General features: G+C 64.8%; 24 protein-coding genes. 12 read left to right on the forward strand and 12 right to left on the reverse strand.

Annotation, left to right across the window (positions count from 1 at the left end; translation table 11 throughout):
• The first annotated feature begins 31 nt into the window (after nucleotides 1-31).
• Entirely contained in the window at nucleotides 32-1234 is a 1203-nt protein-coding gene (locus IDT60_RS03990) for a restriction endonuclease (RefSeq protein ID WP_191081820.1), read from the forward strand.
• 18 nt (nucleotides 1235-1252) lie between these two features.
• Here IDT60_RS03990 and IDT60_RS03995 read toward each other — a convergent pair whose 3' ends face one another.
• On the reverse strand, nucleotides 1253-2908 hold the full coding sequence (locus tag IDT60_RS03995; RefSeq protein ID WP_191080941.1) for a cell wall metabolism sensor histidine kinase WalK: 1656 nt from the start codon (nucleotides 2906-2908) through the stop codon (nucleotides 1253-1255).
• Between the two features lie 100 nt (nucleotides 2909-3008).
• On the opposite strand from IDT60_RS03995, the gene IDT60_RS04000 reads away from it, so the two are divergent.
• On the forward strand, nucleotides 3009-3773 hold the full coding sequence (locus IDT60_RS04000; protein ID WP_191080942.1) for a response regulator transcription factor: 765 nt from the start codon (nucleotides 3009-3011) through the stop codon (nucleotides 3771-3773).
• Here IDT60_RS04000 and IDT60_RS04005 read toward each other — a convergent pair.
• The 4 genes from IDT60_RS04005 to bioB all read right to left on the reverse strand — a co-directional run bounded on the left by IDT60_RS04005 (nucleotide 3746) and on the right by bioB (nucleotide 6568).
• On the reverse strand, nucleotides 3746-4156 hold the full coding sequence (locus tag IDT60_RS04005) for an Hpt domain-containing protein (RefSeq protein ID WP_191080943.1): 411 nt from the start codon (nucleotides 4154-4156) through the stop codon (nucleotides 3746-3748). The two genes, IDT60_RS04000 and IDT60_RS04005, sit on opposite strands and share 28 nt — an antisense overlap.
• A gap of 213 nt (nucleotides 4157-4369) precedes the next feature.
• Nucleotides 4370-4807 carry a very short patch repair endonuclease gene (locus IDT60_RS04010; protein ID WP_191080944.1) on the reverse strand — a complete coding sequence of 146 codons (438 nt, stop codon included), beginning with the start codon at nucleotides 4805-4807 and terminating at the stop codon, nucleotides 4370-4372.
• Nucleotides 4808-4826: 19 nt separating this feature from the next.
• Entirely contained in the window at nucleotides 4827-5261 is a 435-nt protein-coding gene (locus IDT60_RS04015; protein ID WP_191080945.1) for a pyridoxamine 5'-phosphate oxidase family protein, read from the reverse strand.
• 281 nt (nucleotides 5262-5542) lie between these two features.
• Nucleotides 5543-6568, reverse strand: a complete 1026-nt coding sequence (bioB, locus tag IDT60_RS04020; RefSeq protein WP_191080946.1) for a biotin synthase BioB — start codon at nucleotides 6566-6568, stop codon at nucleotides 5543-5545.
• A gap of 303 nt (nucleotides 6569-6871) precedes the next feature.
• Between bioB and IDT60_RS04025 the strand changes: the two genes are divergently transcribed.
• From IDT60_RS04025 to IDT60_RS04035, 3 genes are all read left to right on the forward strand, one after another.
• The gene (locus IDT60_RS04025; protein ID WP_191080947.1) at nucleotides 6872-7528 is read left to right on the forward strand and encodes a DUF6318 family protein; all 657 of its coding nucleotides are present in this window, start codon (nucleotides 6872-6874) and stop codon (nucleotides 7526-7528) included.
• Nucleotides 7529-7992: 464 nt separating this feature from the next.
• Entirely contained in the window at nucleotides 7993-8466 is a 474-nt protein-coding gene (locus tag IDT60_RS04030; RefSeq protein ID WP_223883874.1) for a hypothetical protein, read from the forward strand.
• Nucleotides 8467-8569: 103 nt separating this feature from the next.
• The gene (locus IDT60_RS04035; RefSeq protein ID WP_191080948.1) at nucleotides 8570-9640 is read left to right on the forward strand and encodes an alkene reductase; all 1071 of its coding nucleotides are present in this window, start codon (nucleotides 8570-8572) and stop codon (nucleotides 9638-9640) included.
• A gap of 249 nt (nucleotides 9641-9889) precedes the next feature.
• On the opposite strand, the gene IDT60_RS04040 is transcribed toward IDT60_RS04035, so the two are convergent.
• Nucleotides 9890-10207 carry a hypothetical protein gene (locus tag IDT60_RS04040; protein WP_164206416.1) on the reverse strand — a complete coding sequence of 106 codons (318 nt, stop codon included), beginning with the start codon at nucleotides 10205-10207 and terminating at the stop codon, nucleotides 9890-9892.
• Between the two features lie 121 nt (nucleotides 10208-10328).
• Here IDT60_RS04040 and IDT60_RS04045 point away from each other — a divergent pair, with 121 nt between their 5' ends.
• Nucleotides 10329-12863, forward strand: coding sequence for a Tex family protein (locus IDT60_RS04045; RefSeq protein WP_191080949.1), 2535 nt, complete (start codon nucleotides 10329-10331; stop codon nucleotides 12861-12863).
• A 19-nt stretch (nucleotides 12864-12882) separates the two neighbouring features.
• On the opposite strand, the gene IDT60_RS04050 is transcribed toward IDT60_RS04045, so the two are convergent.
• On the reverse strand, nucleotides 12883-13674 hold the full coding sequence (locus IDT60_RS04050; protein ID WP_191080950.1) for a ZIP family metal transporter: 792 nt from the start codon (nucleotides 13672-13674) through the stop codon (nucleotides 12883-12885).
• 141 nt (nucleotides 13675-13815) lie between these two features.
• Here IDT60_RS04050 and IDT60_RS04055 point away from each other — a divergent pair, with 141 nt between their 5' ends.
• Entirely contained in the window at nucleotides 13816-14136 is a 321-nt protein-coding gene (locus IDT60_RS04055; protein ID WP_191080951.1) for a hypothetical protein, read from the forward strand.
• Here IDT60_RS04055 and IDT60_RS04060 read toward each other — a convergent pair.
• From IDT60_RS04060 to IDT60_RS04070, 3 genes are all read right to left on the reverse strand, one after another.
• Entirely contained in the window at nucleotides 14133-15605 is a 1473-nt protein-coding gene (locus IDT60_RS04060) for an HNH endonuclease signature motif containing protein (RefSeq protein WP_191080952.1), read from the reverse strand. The genes IDT60_RS04055 and IDT60_RS04060 overlap by 4 nt on opposite strands.
• Before the next feature lie 105 nt (nucleotides 15606-15710).
• Nucleotides 15711-16571 (reverse strand): SDR family oxidoreductase, encoded by an 861-nt coding sequence (locus tag IDT60_RS04065; RefSeq protein WP_191080953.1) that lies wholly within the window; start codon nucleotides 16569-16571, stop codon nucleotides 15711-15713.
• Between the two features lie 4 nt (nucleotides 16572-16575).
• Complete coding sequence (locus IDT60_RS04070; RefSeq protein WP_191080954.1) at nucleotides 16576-17502, reverse strand: MSMEG_6728 family protein; 927 nt, start codon at nucleotides 17500-17502, stop codon at nucleotides 16576-16578.
• Between the two features lie 180 nt (nucleotides 17503-17682).
• On the opposite strand from IDT60_RS04070, the gene IDT60_RS04075 reads away from it, so the two are divergent.
• Nucleotides 17683-18273 (forward strand): hypothetical protein, encoded by a 591-nt coding sequence (locus IDT60_RS04075; RefSeq protein WP_223883875.1) that lies wholly within the window; start codon nucleotides 17683-17685, stop codon nucleotides 18271-18273.
• A gap of 151 nt (nucleotides 18274-18424) precedes the next feature.
• Here IDT60_RS04075 and IDT60_RS04080 read toward each other — a convergent pair whose 3' ends face one another.
• Nucleotides 18425-19099 carry a transglycosylase family protein gene (locus tag IDT60_RS04080; protein ID WP_191080955.1) on the reverse strand — a complete coding sequence of 225 codons (675 nt, stop codon included), beginning with the start codon at nucleotides 19097-19099 and terminating at the stop codon, nucleotides 18425-18427.
• A 268-nt stretch (nucleotides 19100-19367) separates the two neighbouring features.
• Here IDT60_RS04080 and IDT60_RS04085 point away from each other — a divergent pair, with 268 nt between their 5' ends.
• The 4 genes from IDT60_RS04085 (at nucleotide 19368) to IDT60_RS04100 (ending at nucleotide 22504) form a co-directional block, all read left to right on the forward strand.
• Complete coding sequence (locus IDT60_RS04085) at nucleotides 19368-20420, forward strand: adenosine deaminase (protein WP_191080956.1); 1053 nt, start codon at nucleotides 19368-19370, stop codon at nucleotides 20418-20420.
• Nucleotides 20421-20660: 240 nt separating this feature from the next.
• Entirely contained in the window at nucleotides 20661-21557 is an 897-nt protein-coding gene (locus IDT60_RS04090) for a glycosidase (protein ID WP_191080957.1), read from the forward strand.
• 99 nt (nucleotides 21558-21656) lie between these two features.
• On the forward strand, nucleotides 21657-22202 hold the full coding sequence (locus IDT60_RS04095) for a YceI family protein (protein WP_191080958.1): 546 nt from the start codon (nucleotides 21657-21659) through the stop codon (nucleotides 22200-22202).
• A 5-nt stretch (nucleotides 22203-22207) separates the two neighbouring features.
• Nucleotides 22208-22504 carry an acylphosphatase gene (locus IDT60_RS04100; protein ID WP_191080959.1) on the forward strand — a complete coding sequence of 99 codons (297 nt, stop codon included), beginning with the start codon at nucleotides 22208-22210 and terminating at the stop codon, nucleotides 22502-22504.
• Here IDT60_RS04100 and IDT60_RS04105 read toward each other — a convergent pair.
• Nucleotides 22491-23690, reverse strand: coding sequence for an MFS transporter (locus IDT60_RS04105; protein ID WP_191081823.1), 1200 nt, complete (start codon nucleotides 23688-23690; stop codon nucleotides 22491-22493). The genes IDT60_RS04100 and IDT60_RS04105 overlap by 14 nt on opposite strands.
• Nucleotides 23691-23710 lie beyond the last annotated feature (20 nt).

The raw sequence follows: 23710 nt of genomic DNA on the forward strand, positions 1-23710 counted from the left end.
CAACCGTCCGAAGGGCACCAAGCACCTGGTCCTGGGCGAGGTGTCCGGCGGCATCGTGGAACGGCTGGATGCTGCCAGCGCTGCCTTCCTGAACTCCAGCGGCCTGGCCAAGGCTTCGCCGATGGGTATGGGCCTGTACAGGATCGAGCCTGTGGGCAAGGTGGGATCTGTCCGCACGGCCACCATGCAGCTTGATGTCCGGCCCAAGGACAGGCTGGGGCTGAGCCGCCTCCTGTTCCTCCTCAGCTACGCCGGCAACCAGGGATTCCGGCCGGATTCGGTGGCCGCCGCGGAGGACCGCGAACTGTGGAGCGCCTTGGCGGAGTCCCTGGCCCAGCTGGCCGAGCGTGCCTTGGGCCGCGGCGTGCTGCAGGGCTACCTGACAGTGGACGAGTCCCTCCGCACCGTTAAGGGCCGCATCCGCATCTCGGACCAGATCTCCCGCCGGCCCGGCATGCTGGTGCCGTTGGAGGTGTCCTATGACGAGTTCACCGAGGACATCGCCGAAAACCGGATCCTGCGGGCGGCGCTGGAACGGATGGGCCAGGTCCCGCGCGTCCGGCCCGAGGTGCTGAGCCGCCTGCGCCAGCTCAAGGGAAAGCTCGACGCCGTCACGCGCCTTCCCGCCGGGGCTCCGCTGCCGCCGTGGACACCGGGCAGGATGAACGTCCGCTACCACTCGGTGCTGCGCCTTGCAGGGCTGATCCTGCGCAACGCTTCCGCCGAGGCCGGCGAAGGCAAGCAGCAGACGGCCTCGTTTGTGGTGGACATGGGCCAGGTGTTTGAAGACTTCGTGGGCGCTGCGCTCCGCGAGGCGATGGCGGCGTACCCGGGGGAGACACGGCTGCAGTACAACGCGCTCCTCAGCGAGGCCGTCCATGACTCCGACCGGCTGTCGGTGCGCCCCGATGCCGTGCACCTGCTGGGCGGACGACCCGTGGTGGCCTACAACGCAAAGTACAAGGCCGCTGCGGACCTTGGCGCGTCCCTGACGGCCGACCATTACCAGATGCTGGCCCACTGCACAGCCCTGGGCGTACCCACCGCCTGGCTCATCTACGCGGGAGCGGGGGAGATGAAGCTGCGGCGGATCCTCAACACGGACATCGACATTGTGGAGTTTCCGCTGGACCTGTCGCTGCCGCCGTCGGAAATCTTGGCAGCAGTGGGGGAGCTGGCGCGGCAGTCCTGGGGCGAAGTCGTCCGCACTTCCCGGGACCTGGACGCGGACTGACGCATCCGGAGGTGGGCCCTAAACAGGCATGCGGAACGTGAACGTGGTGCCTTGGCCCTTTTTGCTTTGCACCTTGATGGTGCCGCCATGGGCTTCCACGATCGCCTTGCTGATGGACAGGCCCAGCCCCACTCCGGGGATGGCGGTCCGGCGTACGCTGCTGGTCCGGAAGAACTTGGAGAACACTTCGGCCAGGTCCTCCTCGCTCATGCCCATTCCGGTGTCGCTGACCCGGCAGGTCATGTGGCCGTCTTCCTGCGTCAACGACACCACCACAGTGCCGCCGTCGGGGGAGTACTTGATGGCGTTCGATACGAGGTTGTCCAGCACCTGGGAGATGCGCGGACCGTCCACGTGGGCGTCCAGGCGGCCCGGTGCGTCGGCTTTGAGGACTACCCGGCCGGCGTCGGCCTTTGGCATGGCGGCGGAGACACTGGCACGGACCAGTTCCGCCACGTCCACAGCGTGCGGCGTCACGATCAGCTGGCCGTTCCGGGTAGCAAGCAGGTCGGATACCAAAGTCAGCAGCCGCTCTGAGTTACGCCGGATGATGTTCAACGGCTCCAGCTGGTCATCCCGGGGCTCGTCCTCCAGGAGGATCTCCACGTAGCCGAGGATTGACGTCAGGGGGGTCCGGAACTCATGGGAAACGCTGGACACGAAATCGTCCTTCGCGGCCAGGGCATTCACCAGGTCGGTCACATCGCTGAAGACAATGACGGAACCCGCAAACTGGCCGTCCGCATCCTTCATGGCCCGGGCGCTGGTGGTGATGGCCCGCTGTTCCTTCCCAATGCCGAGCCACACCAGGTAGTCCGTGAACGTCTCGCCCAGGACAGCCCTGCGGACCGGACGGTCCTCGACGGGGACGGGCGTGGTGCGGTCAGCGCCGAAGACCAGCAGCTGCGACTCGTTCGGGTCCGCGATGTCCTTCGGGCGGGCCAGCTCGTGGTTGGTGCGCTGCTTCCGGTTCATCAGGATGTCGTGTCCACCGGCGTCCACCGCCAGGACGCCCATGTGGACGGTGTCCAGGACGGAGTTGAGCAGGGCTTCCTGCCGTCTGGTGCTGGCCAGGCTGGCCTGGAGCTGTTCGCCCTTCTCCTCAAGGGTCCGCTGCTGGCGCATCATGCTCAGTGTCAGGACGCTGACAGACACGCCGATTCCAAGCATCATGACCGGGATGAGCAGCGACTTGGCCAGGCTCGGCCCGGAGATGTCCCCCCGTAGCAGCAATGGAACCCAGATGATGGCCAGCGGCCCGAAGAACGATAGCCACAGCGAGGCCCGGGGGTAGTAGCCGGAGGCGCAAAGCCAGATGACCGGAAAGACCGCCAGCAGGCTGAGTCCGGTCAGGCCTTCCTGACCGCCTTCCCGGCCCAAAGCGATCGACGCAAAATCCAGCAGCGGGATCGCCAGAAAGCTGGTGAAAGGCAGCCGGTCCCATGGCACCAGGAAGCACAACGCCATGATGGCCAGTTGAGAGCCCAGGAAGGCCAGGAACAGCGGATTGTTCATGGTCCCCGGGAAAAACGCCCACATGAGGAATGCGGTCAGGAGCGTGGTGACGGACAGCGGCGCTTGGCTCAGGACCACCCTGTCGGTCAGCCGGTATTCGTGGAAAGGACGCCGGAAAAACTTCAGACGGCCGGTGGCCCACGCCGTTGGCTCACTCATAAACGGCAGCCGGAAGTGTCAGGGTAGTGAGACGCATACCAACAGGGTATCGGCAGCGGGCTATACTTCTGACGTTGTCAAGCTGGCTGAGGGGGCTTGTATGAATGAAGCGCGAGTGGGTCTGGTCATCGAGGATGACCAGGATATCCGTGAGCTGGTCCGGACGGTGCTGACCCAGGCAGGTTTTGACGTTACTGTGGCCGCCAGCGGCCTGGAAGGCGTTCTGGCGGCAAAAACGCTGAATCCCGACGTCATCACGCTGGACTTGGGACTGCCTGATATTGATGGCTTTGAGGTTTCACGCCAGATCCGTGAATTCTCGGACGCCTACATCGTGATGCTGACGGCGCGGGCCGAAGAGCTGGACACGTTGATCGGTTTGGAGTCCGGGGCTGATGACTACCTCACTAAGCCGTTCCGCCCCCGCGAGCTCCGCGCGCGGATCGCTGCGATGATGCGCCGCCCCCGCTCAGTACCGGACCCGGCGGACGTCGCGCCGTCGTCGGATCAGGCGGCCGATAACGGAACCCGAAAAGGCCACTACAGCCACAACGGCCTGGACCTGACGTACGCTTCGCGGTCGGTCACGGTGGACGGCCAGGAATTGAACCTGACCCGGACGGAGTTTGAACTGCTCTACGCCCTGCTGGAGGCGGGCCGGACTGTCCGGACCAAATCCGATTTGGTGCGCCGCCTCCGGGACGAGGATTACGACGTCGGAAGTTACATCAGCGAAGCAGACGAGCGCTCTGTGGAGGTCCACATGGGAAACCTCCGGAAGAAGCTCGGTGACTCACCGCAGCGTCCCCGCTGGCTGCAGACGGTGCGGGGAGTCGGCTACCGGCTGGCGCCTGCGGAGCGCTGAGTCTCCAAACGGTTCAGCGTCTGGCGGCAGCAAAGGTTGATGGGCCGGAGGTAGTCGGCTGCCAGCCTGGGGAGAGCCACCGAGGGCAGCGCGCGGGGCGCGTCGTCCCGGATGGAACGCTCCAGGTCCATCGCCAGCCCCGCCAGCCGTTCGGCCCCCACCATCTGGCTGGACGTCTTCAGGCTCAGGACAGCATCCACGGCGCCCGCAAGATCTCCAGTGGTCAGTGCCAATCGAAGTTTGCCGATCCGGACCGGTAGGTAGTCGATGAAGTTGCCCACAAAAACGGTGCAGTAGCCCTCGTCCTCATCCAGTTCAGCACGGAGCCGGTCAAGGACGGAGGGATCCACCAAGGGCCGCCCGGCGTCATCGGAGGGAGCCATTTTTGTCCTTTCCGCTTCGGTCTGCGGCTCCAGAAGACTGGGCCGGCAGCGTGGGTCGTTGTCCAACTTCAGATTAGGTCTCTTCCCTTCTCCTGTAGCCGAACCCAACCAAGATTGGGGGTTTTTTGGGGAGAATGCGGGTTTTTCTGTTGCAGTCATCTTTGCCGGTGCCGATCAATTCAGGCGCGGGCAAAGGCTCAAGATTGACTCAACTTAGGCAGGCGGTTCCTGCCCGCCGAGAAACTTCACGAGTTGGGCCTCGAGGACGGCCCCGTCCTTCAGCTCACACTCCCACACGGTCAGGACCTCCCAACCGGCGGACTCCAGCTGGCTCAGCTGCCGGGCATCCCGCTCACGGGTCCGGGTGCGCTTGGCTTCCCAAAAATCCGCGTTCGCTTTGGGGGCGTGCTGGCCTGCCCGGCAGTCGTGGAAATGCCAGAAGCAGCCATTGACGAAAATGACCTTGCGGCGCCCGGCAAAGACCAGGTCCGGGTTCCCGGGCAGGCGGACTTTGCCGGCCTTGCCGTGAAGGCGGTACCGGTAGCCTTTGGCATGCAGGAGGCGGCGCACCAGCAGTTCCGGCTTGGTGTTTTTGCCCCGGATGCGGGACATGTTCCAGCTCCGCTGCGCGGGCGACAGCTTGTCCGACATGGTTCCAGTCTAAAAGTTCCTAAATTTCGCGCTCCGGCTGTTCTCCGAACAGGAAGTGCCGGCCACTGACGGACGTGGGCAGGATCTCCACGTAGAAATCCTTGAGTGTGGGAACCCACGTCTTAAGCCCCAGCGCTTCAACGCCCTCAAGTTCCGCGGAGGTGGTCAGGACGCGGGCCGTTCCCCGAAGGACCACTGACCAGGCTTCGTCAGACAGGATGCCGTCCGTTTCAAACAGCACCCGGGAGTTGATGGTGAGCTGGGCCAGCTTGTTGCCGGGCGCCGTGCGGAGGTAAATCTTCTGGCCCGAGGTCACATAATTCACCGGGAAGATGTCCGGTTCGCCGGCAACGGAAACCACTATCCGTCCGTGTTTGGTTGCTTTCAGGAGTTCCCAGGACTGCTCGTCATCGAGTTCCAGGATCGGGTTGCCGTCTTCGTGAGTGAACATCATAACGACCATTGTTCTACGTTCGGTAGAAGAATTCTAGGGTTGCGGAGGAATCATTTTCGGCATCCCGCTGCGGCCGTGACGCGAGCACTCCGCCGTCCACCCTGACGGCGTCACCTGGACTTTCATCCGACGGCGGCAGGCCGCGCAGTAGCGCGGAGGTTCCAGCAGCAGCAGGTCGCCGCACCGGAGGTGAGCGGACGACGGCGGGTTCGCGCCGCCGTCGTACGTCCCGCCGCAGTGGCCGCAAAATGTAGCGGCGGCTGAGCTCGTCGGAAGCCCGCTCATAGCGTCTTTTGCAGTTCCCTGATGGGCATGTTCAGTTCCACCAGAAGGTTGAGGTCTGCTGTGGCGGGGCGGCCCAAGGTGGTGAGGTAGTTGCCGACGATGACTGCGTTGATGCCGCCGAGCAGGCCTTCCCGCGTGCCGAGATCGCCGAGGGTGAGTTCGCGGCCGCCGGCGTAGCGAAGCACGGTTCGCGGCATGGCCAGGCGGAAGGCGGCGATCGCACGGAGCGCGTCCTTGCCGTCCATAAGCCCTTGGTTTTCCAGTGGTGTTCCGGGGCGGGGGTTGAGGAAATTGAGCGGGACTTCGTGCGGTTCAAGGGCTGCGAGCTGAGCTGCGAGTTCGGCGCGTTGTTCGAGGGTTTCGCCCATGCCGATCAGGGCACCGCAGCACAGTTCCATGCCGGCGTCCTTGACCATGTTGCAGGTCTCAAGGCGCTCTTCGTAGCTGTGAGTGGTGACGACTTCGGGGAAGTAGCTGCGGGCGGTTTCGAGATTGTGGTTGTAGCGGTGGACGCCCCAGTCCTTGAGTTGGTCGACTTGGCGCTGGGTCAGCATGCCCAAAGAGCAGGCGATGTTGATGTCCACTTCTTCGTTGATCCGGTCGATCGCGAACTTGATCTGGTTCATGAGTTTGATGTCGGGTCCGCGGACGGCGGCGACGATGCAGAACTCGGTGGCTCCTGTGGCTGCTGTTTCCTTCGCGGCCTTGACCAGCTCGGGGATGTCCAGCCAGACCCCTCTTACCGGGCTGTCAAAGAGGCCGGACTGGCTGCAGAAGTGGCAGTCCTCGGGGCAGCCGCCGGTCTTTATGGAGATGATGCCCTCCACCTCGACGTCCTCGCCAGAGTGCCTCAGGCGGACCTCGTGGGCCAGTTGCAGGGCGGCGGGGAGGGCTTCGTCCGGGAGGCGGAGGATCTCGACGAGCTGCCCTTCGGAAAGTCCGACGCCGTCTTCGAGAACCTGCTTTCGTGCCGTCTCAAGAATCGGGCTACTGCTGGTTTCGGGTGCTGCTGTAATCGTCATTGATTGTCCCTTTGTTCTCAGTTCCGTGGTCTCCCTCGACGCTAGTTGGGCGTTCTGCCGCTGTTTTTGTTAGGTGGCTACAAGGACGGCAGTGACTCTTTGTTGGGCGCTTGTGTGAATGGCTGTCCTTCGCCCGCGGGTTGTGCCGACTACGGCGGGCTGCTCTTCTTTTGGTCGGTGGCGGTGATCGAACCGATCGCGCGGTGCCTGTGGATAACTTTGATCGCTCTGGTGTGATCTGGGCTACCCTTAAGTCATTGTTCGGAGCGAGGCGTCTTGAAACTATCGGGGGAATAGCTGCCCATGACATCGCAAACTCTTACGGCCCGGCGCTTGCGCCTGCACTTCGTGGCGGTTGCGGCGGGGGTGGCCTTGGTTCTGACCGGATGCAACACGGGCAGCGACCCCGGCGCCACCGACACGTCCTCGGCCTCAACAACTCAGGTGCCAAGCCCCAGCGCCACGCCAACCCCGACGGCGACTCCCGCTTACGTGCCGGCGTCGGCCAGCGGGCGGGCACAGAACGTGCCGGTTCCCGTGCTTCCTGAGGTCGCGAAGACGGAGACGAAGGAGGGAGCGATTGCTTTTGCCCGTTACTGGTATCAGGTCCTTAGCTACTCGTATGAATCGGGGGAGCTTTCGCTTCTCGAAGGTATGGCCCCTCCAACGTGCGGGGCATGTCAGAAGTCCGCAGAAGGGATTAGAGCCTGGCACTCCGAAGGCAGATGGTTGATCGGTGGACAGATCAGCACTCCGGCCATCGATACCACTTTTTCAAAGGATGAGGCTGGGAAATATAAAGTTTCTGTCCAAGTGCATCAGATTCCTCTTTCTTACGTTCGCGCCGATGGAACGATCGCACATGCAGACCCACAGGCTGCCGACCAGGGTAACTTGCTGATCATTTCGTACGGCACCAACTCATGGCGGCTGGATGAAGTCGGAAGCATTGTCGGCTAAACATGGCTACCCGGCGAACGATCGGATATCGCGCAGTATTGTTGTGGATGGCGTTGCTCGTACCTTTTCTTGTTTCGCCTGCTTGGGGAGCCGATGACCCGAAATTTGATTTCGCTTGGAACCCGGACGCACTCGGAGCCGGGGGTTATGTTTGGGATGCTGAAGCCCACGACTTCGTCCGGCAGCCACCCGGGGCGCCTCAGTTGAACCCCAATACTTACAAGTACGAACTCCAGTGCCATCTTGGCGGCGGCGACTTTGACTCCGATTGTCTACGTGCGCAAATTGAGTGCGCGGATGAGCCGGACGGCCGAGTAGGCATCCCGGTCATCTGGTATTCCATGCCGAGAGGTGTCCCCGGCGCGGTGTGGGCTATCCATTCCGGCCCAACCTGCCTTTACGATGCTCAGCCTGAAGACCTTCTGCCGCGGATAGCCGCTGACATCCAGAGGCAGTTCGAGAGCTTGCCGATCAATGCGGGAACTGTCGTCGCCCAGCCGAGCCCGCACACCCTCCGCGGCGCCGAAACGAACTTCTATGCCAACGCTGCCGAGCAGCAGTTTGACGTGACGATGTTCGGACAGCGGGTGCACATCGTGGCTACACCAGTCCAGTACACGTGGAATTACGGCGACGGAACCGTGTTTGGCCCGCAGCCGTCCATGGGCGGGCCGTTGCCGCAGGAACGCTGGGGTGAGAAGACCAGGACCAGCCACGCCTATCCCCAAACAGGTGACTTCCAGGTAATCCTCACCACCTCCTTCCAGGGTACGTACTCAGTAAACGACGGACCGCCATTGCCCATCCCGGGCCAAGGACAGTTCAGTGCGCCGGCTCAGACCATCAGCGTCTGGCGCTCCATCACCCGGAACTACGCCGACGACTGCAACCAAAATCCACAAGGCCAGGGGTGCCCGGGCGTGGCATCAAGCCACTAAGTAAAGCTCCTGAACGCGGTGTGAGAGCCGTCTCGTCCGGAATAGACGCGGACGCCAGCAGGTTGGGCCCAGCAGTACCAATTCCCTGCGAAAGGAACTGCGCATGCTGTTTTCCCCCTTGGCTCTCGGTGAGCTTGAACTGTCCAACCGCCTTGTCATGGCGCCACTGACCCGCCTGCGCGCGGGCGAAGAAGGCGTGCCAGGCCCGCTGGTCGCGGAACACTACCGCCAGCGCGCGTCACTGGGCCTGATCGTCAGCGAAGGCACCTACCCCAGCCAGGCCGGCCGCTCCTACGCCGGCCAGCCCGGGCTGATCACGGAAGCGCAGATCGCTGGCTGGAAGAAGGTTACCGACGCTGTCCATGCCGAGGGTGGCCGGATGTTTGCCCAGGTCATGCACGGCGGGCGCGTGTCCCATGAGGACATCACCGGCGGCCACACCCTCGTGGCTCCAAGCGCCATTGCCATTGACGGCGAAGTCCGCACGCCGTCAGGCAAGAAGCCTTACCCCGTGCCGCACGCGCTGACCAGTGACGAGCTTCCGGTCGTTATGCAGGAGATCGTCACAGGTGCGCTCAACGCTATCGAAGCAGGCTTCGACGGCGTGGAACTGCACTCGGCGAACGGTTACCTGCTGCACGAATTCCTCGCCCCCAATTCCAACGTGCGCGACGACAGCTATGGCGGTTCCCCTGAGAACCGGGCACGTTTTGTGATCGAAACGGTCAACGCGGTTGTCGCCGCAGTAGGCGCCAACCGCGTCGGTATCCGCATCTCGCCCGAGCACAATGTCCAGGGCATCGCCGAAACAGATGCAGCCGACGTCCGTGCAACGTATGAGGTGCTGGTGGACAGCATCGCCCCGCTGAACCTCGCCTACCTCAGCGTGCTTCACCACGAGCCAACCAGCGAACTGGTCCAGGACCTCCGCGCCCGCTTCAACGGCACCTTCCTCGTCAACTCCGGGTTCGGCACCGTGACCACGCGGGAGGAAGCAGCCAGCCTGGTTGCCGACGGCCACGCCGATGCAGTGGTGGTGGGGCGCCCCGCCATCGCCAACCCGGACCTCGCGCGGCGCTGGAAGGAAAACCTTCCCCTGAACGAACCCGACCCGTCCACGTTCTACGCAGACAGCTCGGCCGGCTACACAGATTACCCCGTGCACTCGGCATAGACCCTGCGCGCTCGCTTAAGCTGTTGCGCTTGGGCAAACAAGGGGCGGAGCCCCGGCTTAACGACGACGGCGGCACCCGGCTTTGGGTGCCGCCGTCGTTGGCTGCTCGGTGTGCTGTCCCGGCAACTCGAACCGAAAGCCATCCGACGGCTCTTTGGCTCTTTATACAAAAAGTTGGCCCGCTCAGGCTCACTGAAGCTGAGCGGTACGGCTAGGATACTCCAGCGAATGGACTATCGCTAGAGGCTCCTACATAAATGCTTCCCGGCCCGTCCCCTCGCGCATGACGAGCTTGTTGTCCTGGATGGAAACGAGCAGGCTCTTGGGCTTTCCGCTGACTTTGGTGATGGCTTTTAGGCCACGGTTCGTCACTTCAACCCCCACCTGCGCCCCTTTCGCGGGCAGCTCCACGGATGTTTCGAAGGCTTCCCCCAAGAGCGGATTGGTGGTGACGCCCACGTCGCGCCGGACTTCCTTGCCATTGACCATGACGGTGATGTTGGCCTCGTCGAATCCGTCCTGAAAGACGATGAGCAGTTCCCGCATGGTGTCCTCTTCCTCGAGAATGAGTACCGGTGACGGCATATCAACTACAGCACTTCGCAGCCCGGAGCGGAATACCCGGCCTGCCGAGGCCGCCGCTGCGGCACCGCTGGAGACGGTTAGCCCGGTAAGGCAAAATGTTCTGGTGACTCAACTCCCGCACGCGCCGTCCGCACCCGTGTCCGCCGAAACCGCGGACAGTGCCATCCACACCCAGATTGCCAGAGAACTCGGCGTCCAAGCGTGGCAGGTGAGAGCCGCCGTGGAACTGCTCGACGGCGGATCCACCGTGCCGTTCATCGCCCGGTACCGAAAAGAAGCCACCGGGACGCTTGACGACACGCAGCTCCGTGAGCTCGACGAACGCCTGCGGTATCTCCGCGAACTCGAGGACCGCCGTCGTACTGTCCTTGAGGCGATCGGCTCGCAAGGCCAGCTGACCAAGGAACTGCAGGCAGCGATCCTGGCGGCGGACACGAAGTCCCGGCTAGAGGACATCTACCTTCCGTTCAAGTCCAAGCGCCGCACCAAGGCGCAGATCGCCCGCGAAGCCGGTCTTGAACCCCTCGCCGATGCCTTGCTGAAGCGCCCCGATGTGCATCCAGAGCGCGAAGCAGCCAAGTATCTGAACGCCGAGCATGCGATTGACGACGCGGCAGCCGCGCTCGCCGGCGCCCGGTCAATCCTCGTGGAGCGGGTGGCCCAGGACCCGGACCTTGCCGCCAATCTGAGGGAACGCCTCTGGACCCAGGGCCGGATGGTGTCGCGGGTGAAGAAGGGCAAGGAGGCTGAGGGGCAGAAGTTCGCTGATTACTTTGACTTCACGCAGGCGCCGTCGGGGATGCCTTCGCATCGCGTACTTGCCCTACTGCGAGGCGAAAAAGACGGCGTCCTGGAACTGGAGCTTGCCGAGGCCGATCCGAATAAAGACGACGCCCTCGCCGCCGCACGCTCGCGCTACGAGGCCGCGGTGGCGAGGTGCCTCGGGGTTGCCGACCGCGGCCGTCCCGCCGATGCCTGGCTGATGCAGACCGCGCAGCTCGCCTGGCGCTCGCGCGTGTTGGCTCGGCTGACCGCCGACCTTCGCAGCCGGATGTTCACCGCAGCCGAGGATGAAGCGGTACGCGTGTTCGCCGCCAACCTGCGGGACGTCCTGCTGGCCGCACCCGCCGGCAACCGCGCCACCCTTGGCCTGGACCCGGGGCTGCGCACCGGCGTGAAGGTGGCCGTTGTGGACGGCACAGGCAAAGTGGTGGCCACCGACACCGTGTATCCGCACGCACCGGCCCGTAAATGGGACGAGGCGCTGGCAACCCTCGTGGGGCTCGCACGGACACACAACGTTGAACTGGTGGCAATCGGCAACGGAACGGCGTCACGGGAGACAGACAAACTCGCCGCTGAACTGATCAAGCTACTGCCTGCTGCTGAGAAGAAACCGCAGAAACTCGTTGTCTCCGAGGCCGGAGCATCCGTGTATTCGGCGTCGGCACTTGCCGCGGCCGAGCTGCCGGGCATGGATGTTTCCTTGCGCGGGGCGGTCTCCATCGCCCGGCGTCTGCAGGATCCGCTCGCGGAACTGGTGAAAATCGACCCCAAGTCTATCGGCGTGGGCCAGTACCAGCACGACGTCACCGCCTCGAAGCTGGACCGCAGCCTGGACGCGGTAGTGGAAGACTGCGTCAACGCGGTGGGGGTGGATGTGAACACGGCATCGCCCGCACTGCTCAGCCGCGTGGCTGGCGTCGGGCCGCTGCTGAGCGAGAACATTGTGGCATACCGGAACGACCATGGGCCGTTCGCCAAGCGCAGTGACCTGAAGAAGGTGCCCCGGCTCGGTGCCAAGGCCTTCGAACAGTGCGCAGGCTTCCTACGGATCACCGGCGGAGCGGAACCGCTGGACGCCTCAAGCGTGCACCCTGAAGCCTATTCAGTGGCCCGCAAGATCCTGGTGGCTGCCGGGTCGGCGCCCGCGTCGTCCCTGGATCCGCGGACGTTTGTGGACGGGACGTTTGGCCTGCCCACGGTGCAGGACATCCTGGCCGAGCTGGACAAGCCCGGCCGGGATCCGCGCCCGGCCTTTGCCGCCGCGACGTTCGCCGAGGGCATTGAGAAGATCTCCGACCTCAAGCCGGGCATGGTGCTTGAAGGGACGGTGACAAACGTTGCCGCGTTCGGTGCCTTTGTGGATGTGGGCGTGCACCAGGACGGTCTGGTTCATGTGTCCGCGCTGGCCAACAGGTTCGTGTCCGACCCCCGCGAAGTGGTCAAATCGGGGCAGGTTGTGCGCGTGAAGGTGCTGGAAGCCGATCCGGAGCGGAAGCGGATTTCGCTGACGTTAAGGCTCGACGACGAGCCCTCGCCTTCCGCCGGGCGAGGACAGGGCCGTCCGGAAGAGGGCCGTTCGGGCGGCGGAGGCCGGGCAGGAGGCCAGCCGTCGGGGCAGCCGAACCGGCGGGGGACTAGGGGTGCCGATCGCAACTCTGGTGGGCGTGGTGCCGGGACCAGGACTCCGTCCAGCGTAAATCCGTCCGGCGCAAATCCGTCGGTCGGAAACGGCAATGCATCCGGCCGAAAGCCGGATGCCAAGCCAGCAGCCGGCCGGCCTCCAGCTACGAAGCCGGCGCCGGTGAACACCGCGATGGCCGAAGCCCTCCGGAGGGCTGGACTCGGCAAGTAGCGGGCTTCTTCGTCCCTTATCAGGCGAGCGACAAGACGAAGGCGAGGACAAACCCTGCGGCGGTGCTGATGGCTACCGCAGGGCCGCCGTGCTCGTAGGCCTCCGGCATCAGAGTATCCGCGAGCGAGGCGATAACGGCGCCGGCGGCAAAGGCCAGAGGCAGGGAGATGGCTTCAGGGTCCGTGCCGGACAATGGGCCTGCCCCGACAACGACAGCGGCCACCAGCAGCACCGCGCACGCAAACCAAAGGCCTATGACGCTGCCGGCCGAGCGGCCCTGGCTTCGCATGGACGCAGCGCCGACCAGTGCCTCCGGCAGGTTGGAGACGAAGATGGCGGCGAGCAGCGCCAGCCCGCCGGTGCCCTCGCCAAGGGAGACCCCCAAAGCCACATTCTCCGGCACACCATCCAGGGTCACCGCAGCCAGGAGCGCCATTCCGGCCGCCCCGCGCGTGGAAGCAGCGGTTGCTTTGCGGTCGGCCGCTGCTGCGTCGGTGTCCAGCTTGGCGCTGCCTTGGTATTCATCGGCGGGAGTTGCCTGCGCACCCGGCTGTGCCCAACGGTCCAGGAGTGCGCTGAGGATGGTGAAGACAATGGCACCGCCCAAGAGTCCCAGTGCTGCTCGAACGATGCCACCCCGTTGGTAGGCATCCTCAAAGAGTTCGAACGCGAGGGCCGTTATGAGGGAGCCTGCTGCGAATGCCAGCAGGATGGCCAACAGACGTTTGGGCAATTCGAACCGCACGCCGATGACGGCACCCAGAATCAGTGCGCTGGATGCTATGACGCCGAAAAACAGCGGCATGATCATCCGGTCAGTATAGGAGTGCACGTCAGCCGTTGGAAGCTGGCATTTTTTCTTGTCCGGGGCATCGCAGCCGGTGTTGTGGCTGCTGTCCCTGACCAGGCATGTAAGCTTCCGGCCGACGATTGTTTCTGGAAGTGTGGGGTCATGACTTACTTCCTGGAGTACATCGTTCCTGCTGCTTCCAACGACGCTGAGTTTGAATTCCCCAACGAAGAAATCAACGCTGACACCACCGTGCCTCTCCAGAAGACAGAGGCCAACGTCGTCCACACACCAGAGTTACCTGCCCGGACAGGCATCCTCGGCGCGACGGATTCTGAGGCCAAACTCGAGGCCGAGCAACTCATCACCCACAGCCGTGCGCGGGAGGGCAGCTTGTACTTTGACCCTTCTAGTTCTCTTCAGGCCGGAGTGGGAACTCTGGTGGCAACCTTCGTCGAAGGACGTGGCTGGCAGGACTCCTAGTCGACCAACCCTTCCGGCAGGTGGGGTGGTTCCCAATCGGGGTGTTCGCTTTGGTAACGCCGGCCGGCCGGAGATATCCAGCCGGGCGGGTTGTCTTTGCTGGGCTCGGTGGGTGTCCATCCGGTGGTGTGGCGGAGGATGTGGTGACGGCGGCACGGCTGGCCGAGGTTCGAAACCCCGGTGGTGCCGCCGTTGGCCCAGGCGAGGACGTGGTCGGCTTCGTTGTCCAGGGATTGGTTGGTGCAGCCGGGGAACGGGCATTTGCCGTCCCTGAGCCTGAGCCATCGGCGTTGCGCTTTGGTGACCGGGTAGCTGGTCCGTCCGATTTCCAGCGGTGCACCGTCACGCGGGTCAATGAGGACCCGGTGAAAGGACTTGGCGCCGTTGGCAATCAGCTGCCGGGCCATGGACGGCGGGATCGGCCCGTAACCGTCGAGCATGGCCGGCTCCTCCGTGACACCGAGCAGGGCCATCACCGGGACCATAATCAGCACCTGCGCCTGCGGCGACGGAACACCGCCAAGCAGCTCCATAGGCTCGCTGGCGGCCGGGACGGTATTCGTCTCGCTGGCGGCCGGGAGGGCAGTGTCACGGACCGGCAGGTCTTCCAGGTCATTGCCGGCACCGCCAGGGACATTGCCAGCCCGGTCAGAGACATTGCCGGCACGGTCAGGGACGCTGTCCGCGGCACCGGAATTGACGCCTAGCAGCCAGGTCGCGGCGATATCGGCCCGCAGCTGGGTGAGTGTTTTGTCCTCGTCCGGGCCCTGCATGGCCCGGGCCGCGGCGGTGGCCCGGTTCCAGATTCCGGACGCGGTATCGGCCGGGAGGTAAGCCGAGAGCCAGGCCATGCCATCCCGGGCCGGAGCAAACAGCAGCCGCCGGTCGGCCGCAGATGTCGCGTGGCGTTTCTCGATGCCGACCGGGTGGTGGCGTTCCCGCCAGGTCCGGGCCTTGGCCCGGAACCTGCCGGCCACCATCTCCCCGGCGGGAGCGCCCCGGGCCGGGTTCGGGGCAGCAGGGTCCAGGAAGTGGGCCTCTAACGCCTGCGCACCCTCCGGACTCAGGCCGTTGGTTTCATCCACCACGATCCGGGCATGCTGCCAGGAAATGGTTCCGGCCTCCAAGGACGATAACGTCAACGGCAGCGCGGTGGTCAGTTCGTGGGCCTCTGCCAGCAGGTTGGCTGCCGCGGCCTCACTGACCGTCAGCACGCCAGCCAGCTCAGCGACGAGAGCCATCCCGTGGGCGCTCTCCTCCTGCAGGGTCATGGACGGAGACGCCATGGTCCGGGCCAGCTGAGCGCACCGGGCCGCAGCCCGGACTTTGCGGGCTGCCAGCCTCGCTTCCTCACGGGTGATCTCCACCAGCGCGTCCAAACACCCGTCGTATTCCTGACGCAGCAGATCAGCGGCACCGGCCGGAGCCCCAAGAACCTCCGCTGTATCCACCGCCGTGCTGTTGTCCATACCCACAGCATCCCAGCGTCCACCGTCACCGCGGGCAAGGAAAATCACCTATGTGGATAAGAACCTAGGTGGATAGCCCAGGCCTGAAGGCCACTGAACCAAGGGTTAGGGGTGGCGGACTCCGGTGCCCGCCAGGACCGCACGGTAGCCTTCCCGAAATGTCGGGTAGGCGAGCTTGAGTCCGGAGCTTCGCAGCAGCGCGTTGCTGCAGCGTTTGTTGCCGCCCCGCGCCTCACCGGCAGGGCCAACAGGTGGTTCCGGAAACCCCATCTCGGCCGCCAGGAAACGCAGCACCTCGCCAAGTTCGGCAGGCGAATCATCCACGCCCACGTAAACCGGCGCAGGGTCAACGGCGGTCGACGCCAGATGAACCATGGCGGCGGCCGCATCATCCCGGTGGATGCGGTTGGTGTAGCGCGGCTCGTCCGGAATCACGGCGGCGCCACTGCGCACCTGGTCGATCAGACGCGTCCGCCCCGGACCGTAGATCCCACCGAGCCGCAGCACAACAGGCACTGACCCGGTGCCGCGCAACCGCGAAAGCAGGAGGTCCTCCGCTTCCAGGAGGACGCGCCCGGAGAATCCGCCGGGCGCCGCCGTCGTACTTTCATCAACCCAGCCACCGCCGGCGTCCCCATAGACTGCCGTGGAGGACACAAAAAGGACGCGCCGCGGTGTCACGGCGTCGCGCTCCAGGGCGTCCAGGACGTGCGCCAGCCCGTCCACATAGGCGGCCCGGTAGGCCGCTTCTGTGGGTGAGTCAGCCGCAACGGCCACGACGACGGCGGTAGTGTCCGCGGGGACAACCGGCAGGTCCGTAGAACGGAGGTCAGCCGCCACACCTTCTATCGCCGCCGGCAGTTTCGCGGGTGAGCGGCGCCAGCCAACCACCCTGTGCCCGGCCGCGGCAAAGCGCAGGCCTGCCTCGGAACCCAGATCGCCGCAACCGGCCAGGAGGATGGTCACGCGGTCAGCCGGCGAGAACCGACGGCGTCGGAACCGGGAAGAAGACGCGGGGATCCTGCAGGAGCGCCGGGTAGTCGAACGCGGACCGGTCGATCACCTCGGTGACGCTGAAGGTCCGGCCGAAGCGGCCATCATCGAGCGTGATGGGCCGGCCCAGGACCTGCCCAACAGCGAACTTCCGGCCGTCCTCGAACGAGACGGCGACGGTGGTTTTGCCCGGAAGGGTGGCGAAGGCCTGCTCCTGGGCCTGGCGTTTCCGCGTTGGTTTCTTGACGAGCTGCTTGGGCGCCAGTTTGCGGGGCTGCTTGGACGGGCGGCGGGACCCGTCGTCAACATAGACGGGGGAGTAGCCGTCCGCATCGGGCGTGGCCGCAAGCGCAGAGCGGCGGACCGGCGGGAGTGCCACGGTGTCCAGGGTCTGCGGGTCGACGTCGGCGTGCGGGTCGCGGAGGATCCACAGGAAGTCGTCCTCGGGTTCTTCCGGATAGAACTCGTGTTTTGGCTCAGGCCAGATGTAGTCCAGGTCGAGGTCGGCGTCCGGGAATACCGTCTTATAGAACTTCGGTTCCTTGCGGAGCAGCTTCGCGCGGTGGCTCAGGTGGAAGTCGGGGTTCCCCAGCCACTCCGGCATGGGAATCCTGGCCGCATAGTCAGGGTGCGCAGCCTGGGGCGCAAACTCGGTGATGTTGGCGCGCGTGTTGTCCGCGTGGCCGCGGCCGGTCCATTCGTCCACCATGGCCAGGCCGTACAGGGTCAGTGCCGGGACGTGGCCCATCCACATGCGGACGGCGGGGTGGGTCTGCCAGCCGTATTCGGGAATCACCAGGGCCCGCAGGGTCTGCAGCGCCTCGACACGCTGCTTGCCAAGCCTGGCGGTGTCCAGTGCTGCGGCGCTCTGCCGGAAATCGGGATACGGAAGGAAGGTTTGCATACTTTCAGTCTGACGGCACGCGGCGGATGTGCCAATTGCAGTGCCCGCCGCCACACGGCGCTGCCACACGCCACCGCATCAGCGTATGCCCAAAGTGTTCACATAGTGGACCGATGCATACAGCGCATGCCGCCAACCACTAAGATCACCGAAACGCCCCACCGTCCCGGAAGCCCTCCCATGACAATTTCTCCTGAAAAGACCGCCGGCTCCTCAGAGCATTTCATGCCCAAGTTCGGGCAAATGCTCAGCCCGGAGGCAAAGGGCATCCTGGTCCTTGATGAATTTACCCTTGATCCCGCCGAAGCGCGGAAAGAGCAGCATGGCTTCCGCGCCGCCATGGCCTCGGTTGCCCTGACCCTCCGGCGCATCGTCGCGCTGCGGGTTGTTATTGCACTTGTGGCCATTGGCAACCTGCCCTTGTTCCTGCTGAACAGCGGCTGGTGGATTTATGCCGTTTCGCTGGTGCTGGTGATTGCCGTCCACCTGGCCGTTTCCTGGCTCAACAAGCACGAACCCAAGGTGCGCCAGCGCCAGATGCTGGAGCTCCACCTGCACCGCGAGCGGAGCGCGAATTACCGCAAAGTCCGCGACGCCGTGAAGTACATGATCGACGCCCCCGGCCGCATGAACGAGCACCTTTACCTCGAACTGCTCGCAGCCAAGCGCGTGGCGCTGAACGTCGCCCACGGTACCGTAGCGCTGCTGGACACCAGCGACGCCAAAGCCTGGAAGGTGCGCATTGTCCGGGAGATCCCAGCCATCGCGTAGCCATTGAGGCATCCGCTGATCGGCAGCGGAAAGACTTAGAAACAACGACGCCGGAACTCCCCTTGGGCGGGGAGCTCCGGCGTCGTTGTTTCGTGCTTTGCGTGTCCCCGGCGCAAGGGGGAAGGGGAAAATGCCCGGGAACGTCCGACCGCTAGGCCGGGAGCTGGATGACCTGCCCCGCGAACACAAGGTCCGGGTCAGCGATGGTATCCAGGTTGGCGTCGGCCAGTTTCTCCCAGCCGCCTTCGATGCCCAGCTTGTCGGCCACGCTGCTGAGCGTGTCACCGGGCTCGAGCGTGTAGGTTTCCCCGCTCAGTGCCGGCGGCGCGGCGTGTTGCGGAGCCTGGGTGACGGGCGCTGGGGTGACGGGCGCTTGCGTGACGGGCGCCTGGCTAACCGGGGCCTGAACGGCCGGGGCTTGGGCAACCGGTGCCTGGGTGACGGGCACGCTTTGCGGGGCAACCGCAGTCGCGCCGCCTCCGCCGCTCAAGCCAAGCTGGGCGGCGCACGACGGCCAGGCTCCCCAGCCCTGGCCGGCCTGGACCTGTTCGGCCACGGCGATCTGCTGCTCACGGCTCGCGTCTGCTGCGGAGCCGGTGCCGCCGTAGGCAGCCCAGGTGGTGGGGCTGAACTGCAGCCCGCCGGAATAGCCGTTGCCGGTGTTGATGGCCCAGTTTCCGCCGCTCTCACATTGCGCCAGGGCGTCCCAGGTAGCGCCGTCGGTGGCCGCGTTGGCTCCGGTGGCGGAGAGTGCGATGCCGGCAGCTGAAATTGCGGCCACGGTGACTCCACGGCGCGCGGCAGTACGGATGGTGGTGTTTTTCATGTGATGCTCCCGAAGGCCACCTGCGCTCGGTCCGTCCCCGGACGTTATCGCGCCACTGCCCGCCCCTGACAAGTCGAGGTCATTTTCGGTGGCTGCCGGCCGGGCAGTTCTGGTGGAGGCAGCACCGGGCATTCAGTCGCCCGCGTGGCGGGCTTGTGTTTCACGCTAGGACATCGGGGCGCCGTTATCAAACCGAGATCTCTCTGTTTCATGGTGCAGGCCGATGTTCCGAAGCCGGCGGGGGCCATTCGGGGACTATCCTGACCGAATGGATATTTTTGCCGACGGCTCTGCCGCGCCTGAAACTGAAACAGCGGAAGACCTGCCGGAGGCGGAAGTTGCGCGGATCCTCCCATTGGCCGAACTGCACCTGCATATCGAGGGCACGCTGCAGCCCGAGTTGATCTTTGAACTGGCTGAGCGCAACGGCCTGACCCTCCCATACGCCGGCCTGGAGGAGTTGCGGGGACTCTACGAGTTCAGCGATCTGCAGTCGTTCCTGGACCTGTACTACGCCAACATGGCGGTGCTGCAGACAGAACAGGACTTTGCCGACATGACCCGCGCGTACCTAACCAGGGCGGCGGCCGCCGGAGTGCGGCATGCAGAAATCATGATGGACCCCCAGGCTCACATCGCCCGCGGCATCAGTCTGGAAACCTGCGTCAACGGGGTGGCCTCGGCGCTGGCGACCTCGGTGGAAGACTTCGGCATCTCAACCCTGCTGATTGCGGCGTTCCTGCGCGACCTGTCGGAGGAATCGGCGCTGGAGGTCCTGGACGGACTGCTTGCCATGAATGCTCCCATCGCTGCCATTGGCCTGGACTCGGCTGAGGTGGGCAACCCGCCGGCCAAGTTCGAGCGGCTGTTTGCCAAGGCCCGCGAAGCGGGCCTGCGTCTGACCGCCCATGCGGGCGAGGAGGGTCCGGCGTCGTACATTATCGAAGCGCTGGACGTCCTGGGGGTGGAGCGCATTGACCACGGCATCCGCTGCATGGAAGATCAGGATCTCGTGGAACGCCTCGTGGACGAGCGGATTCCGCTGACTGTCTGCCCGCTGTCCAATGTCCGGCTCCGCGCGGTGGATACGCTGGCGGACCACCCCTTGCCGGCAATGCTCGCCGCCGGGCTTAATGTCTCCGTGAACTCGGACGATCCTGCCTATTTCGGCGGCTACGTGGATGACAACTTTGCGCAGCTGCAGGCGGTGTTTGAGCTCTCCGAGTTCGACAGGTCCAGGCTCGCAGCCAACTCCATCCACTCGTCGTTCGCTTCGGAGGAACGGAAAGCCGAGCTCCTGGACGAGCTGAACGGCGGCTAGCTCCGGGGCGCAGGGCTCGCTACACTTGGGCCCATGCGCGTCCGGGAAGTGTCCAGCGGTACCCCCGGGAAAGCGTTTGAGGGTTGAGAAAACAGCCCCGTACCCGAGACTCATGCCTCAGTTCCGCTGTAATCCGCGTCATAGTCGGTCACGACACGCAGAGTTAACCATTTCAAGTCGTGCGATTTAACAGGCTGTTGGCAAAATGCCTAGAGACAGATCGCTTTACTAAGGGGAATCATGGCCAAGTCCACCGCAGAGAACACCTACCTTCGACTCAAGACCGTACTGAATGTCCTGACGGAGGGCACGTGGACAGGCGAGGCAAGAAACGCCGGCGAGGTGCTGGCGGAAGCCACTGCCCGCGTTCCGTTCAGCGACCACGAGGCTGTGCTGCTTAGCGGCGGCATTCCTCGCGGGCACAAGACGCTGACCTCGGCCACGGCCAAGCTGGTCCGGGCCGGCTGGCTGGTTAAGGGCCGCTCGGGCTGGACCATCACCGAGGACGGCATGCGCGCCACGGTCGCCTTCCCGGACACGGAGTCTTTCGCCACAGCGCTCGACGCCGGAACTCCCGTCCCGGCCGACACGCCGCTTCCGTCGGCTCCCGCTGTGAAAACGGCTCCCGCAAAGGTGGCCGCGGCCAGCGTGAAGAAGGCCCCCGCGAAGAAGGCGCCGGCCAAGAAGGCCGCCGAGGCCGTGGGCAAGGCCGCCAAGCTGATCGAGGACGCCGTGGAGCCGGTGGTCAAGGCCGTCCGTACACGAAAGGCCGCCGCCCCGAAGGACACCGCTGCAGCTGTGGCCGAGCCCCTGGAAGGGCCGGACGAGGAAACGTTCCCGCAGCCCGAGGCAGTGGCTCTGGCTGGCGACTTCAATACGTTCCTGGGTGCGCCGGAGAACTGGGCGCCGCAGTACGACGAGTCGCAGATGGACTTCGACTTCGGTTCGCAGGTCTGGGTCAAGAGCACCGAGCTGCCCGCAGGCTTCTACACGTTCAAGATTGCGCTGAACCGGTCCTGGGACGAGAACTACGGCGCGTTCGGCACGTTCGATGGCCCCAACCACGAACTGCACCACGACGGCGGCACCGTCACCATCCGCTACGACCACCGCACACGGGACATCACCATCAACTGACCGCGGCATCTCTGGACAAAGCCTCCGGAGTGAAGCAGTGTGGGAACCGGCCGTAATGGCTGGTTCCCACACCTGTTTCCGAGCACAAGGAGATGCAAAGTGACCCTTCCCTCAGGCCTGACACCAGGCATTTGGCTCCTCGACATGTCCCACAGCGAGATCGGCTTCACGGTCCGCCACGCAGGCATCAGCAAAGTCCGCGGACGCTTCACCGACGCCTCAGCCGAAGCCCGCGTGGGCGGGTCCCTCGCCGACGCGTCACTGCACGCCACGGTCAAAACGGCGAGCTTCGAATCCGGTGACGCCAACCGCGACGCGCATGTGAAGGGCCCGGACTTCTTCGACGTGGAGGAATTCCCGGAGATGACCTTCCGTGCCACCGGGGTGGAGGGCGACGGCGAGGATTACACACTCACCGGTGACCTCACCATCCGGGGCATCAGCAAGCCCGTGGAGCTGGAAGTTGAATTCACCGGGGTGGCCGTTGACCCGTTCGGTGCCACCCGCGCGGGATTCTCCGCTGAGTGCGAGATCAGCCGCAAGGAATTCGGGCTGACCTGGAACGCTGCGCTGGAAGCCGGCGGGCTGCTGGTCAGCGACAAGGTCAAGATCAACGTTGAAGCTGCGCTGGTCAAGCAGGCCTGAGTGCCATGACAAATGACGGGCCCCGGCGGGGCGACATCCGGCTCTCTGCCCGCGTCTTCGGCGTGGTGCAGGGGGTCGGATTCCGTTTTTGGACCATGGGCAAAGCGGACGAGCTCGCCCTCAAGGGTGTTGTGAAGAACCTCGGGGACGGTTCGGTGTCCGTTGTTGCTGAAGGCCCGGAGGAGCAGGTGCGCCAACTCCTGGACTGGCTGAGGTCGGACAACGCACCCGGCCGGGTGGAACGCGTTGAAGAGTCCATTTCTGAAGCCGAGGGTTCCTTCCGGGACTTCAGGGCCCGCTGACGGGAACTTCGGAGCGCCGCTCCTCCCGGCCAGGCGGGTACGCATGCCGCCGGCCGGCCATGATGAGCACAAGTGCCACGACGGCGGGAAGGGCCGCTGCGACAGGGATCAGGGCGGGCCCGGCGAACGTCAGGGCCGCGGCACCGAACATCGCGCCGATGGTGATTCCTACCTGGATGGTCAGGACCGTCAGGCCGTTGGCGGCGTCCCGGTACTCACCGCCGGCCCGGAGGATGGCGGACTGGTTATAGATGCCCATGGCGCCGATGCCTGTGCCCCACACGAACATCAGGACCAGGGCGGCGGGCAGGTCGAGGCCGCCGGCAAGATTGCCCACCAGCGGAAGCAGCAGCAGGGATGCCACAACGCCCGCAACGGTGATGAGGTGCCACCGCCGCGGCCTGGAGTCCACTGTGACTCCGGCGATCCAGATGCCCACCAGGCCTGCCACACCAAGGACACTGATGGACAGGGGAATGCTGAAGTCGGGCAGCCGGACCTCACGCAGGAACGGGGCAATGTAGGTGAACAGGGCGAAGTGGGCCATCAGCATCAATGGCCAGCCAACGGCAACGGTTTTGACACCAGGCTGGGCGATGGCCTTGCGGAGCGAAGGGTGCGGCGTGTCGGGGATGCGGCGCACCGGGGGAAGCAGCCACACGGCAAGGATGGCCAGCAGCACGCCGGAGGCGGCCAGGACCAGGAACGCTGCGCGCCAGCCGAGGAGGTTGCCCAGGGCAGTACCCACCGGGGCGCCGATGGCCAGTCCCAGGCTGTTGCCGCTGAAAACAATCGCCAGTGCCTTGCCCACCTTGTGGGCGGGAACGATCCGGGCCACGAATGGAGCCATGGCGGACCACAGCAGGCCGTGCGCGATGCCGCCCACAACGCGTGAACCCATGGCGGCACCGAAGTCGGAGACTATGGCCACCAAGGCGTTGCTTGCCGCGAAGGTCAGGATCAGGGCGATGAGCAGGAAGTGCCGCGGGATCCGGGCCAAGGCCATGGACAGCGGGATGACGGTCACTACGATGATGGCCGCGTAGCCTGCCGTCAGGTACCCGGCCGTCGCTTCGGAGACCTTGAAGTCGGCGCTGATCCGGGGCAGCAAACCGGAGGGCAGAAGTTCGGTGGTGATGGCGGTAAAGCCGATGGCGGCAAGGACGATCAGGGCGCCAACAGGCATTTTACTCTGGGATGTCACCC

This window comes from Pseudarthrobacter sp. BIM B-2242, assembly GCF_014764445.1.
In the GTDB taxonomy this organism is placed as follows: Bacteria; Actinomycetota; Actinomycetes; order Actinomycetales; family Micrococcaceae; genus Arthrobacter; species Arthrobacter luteus_A.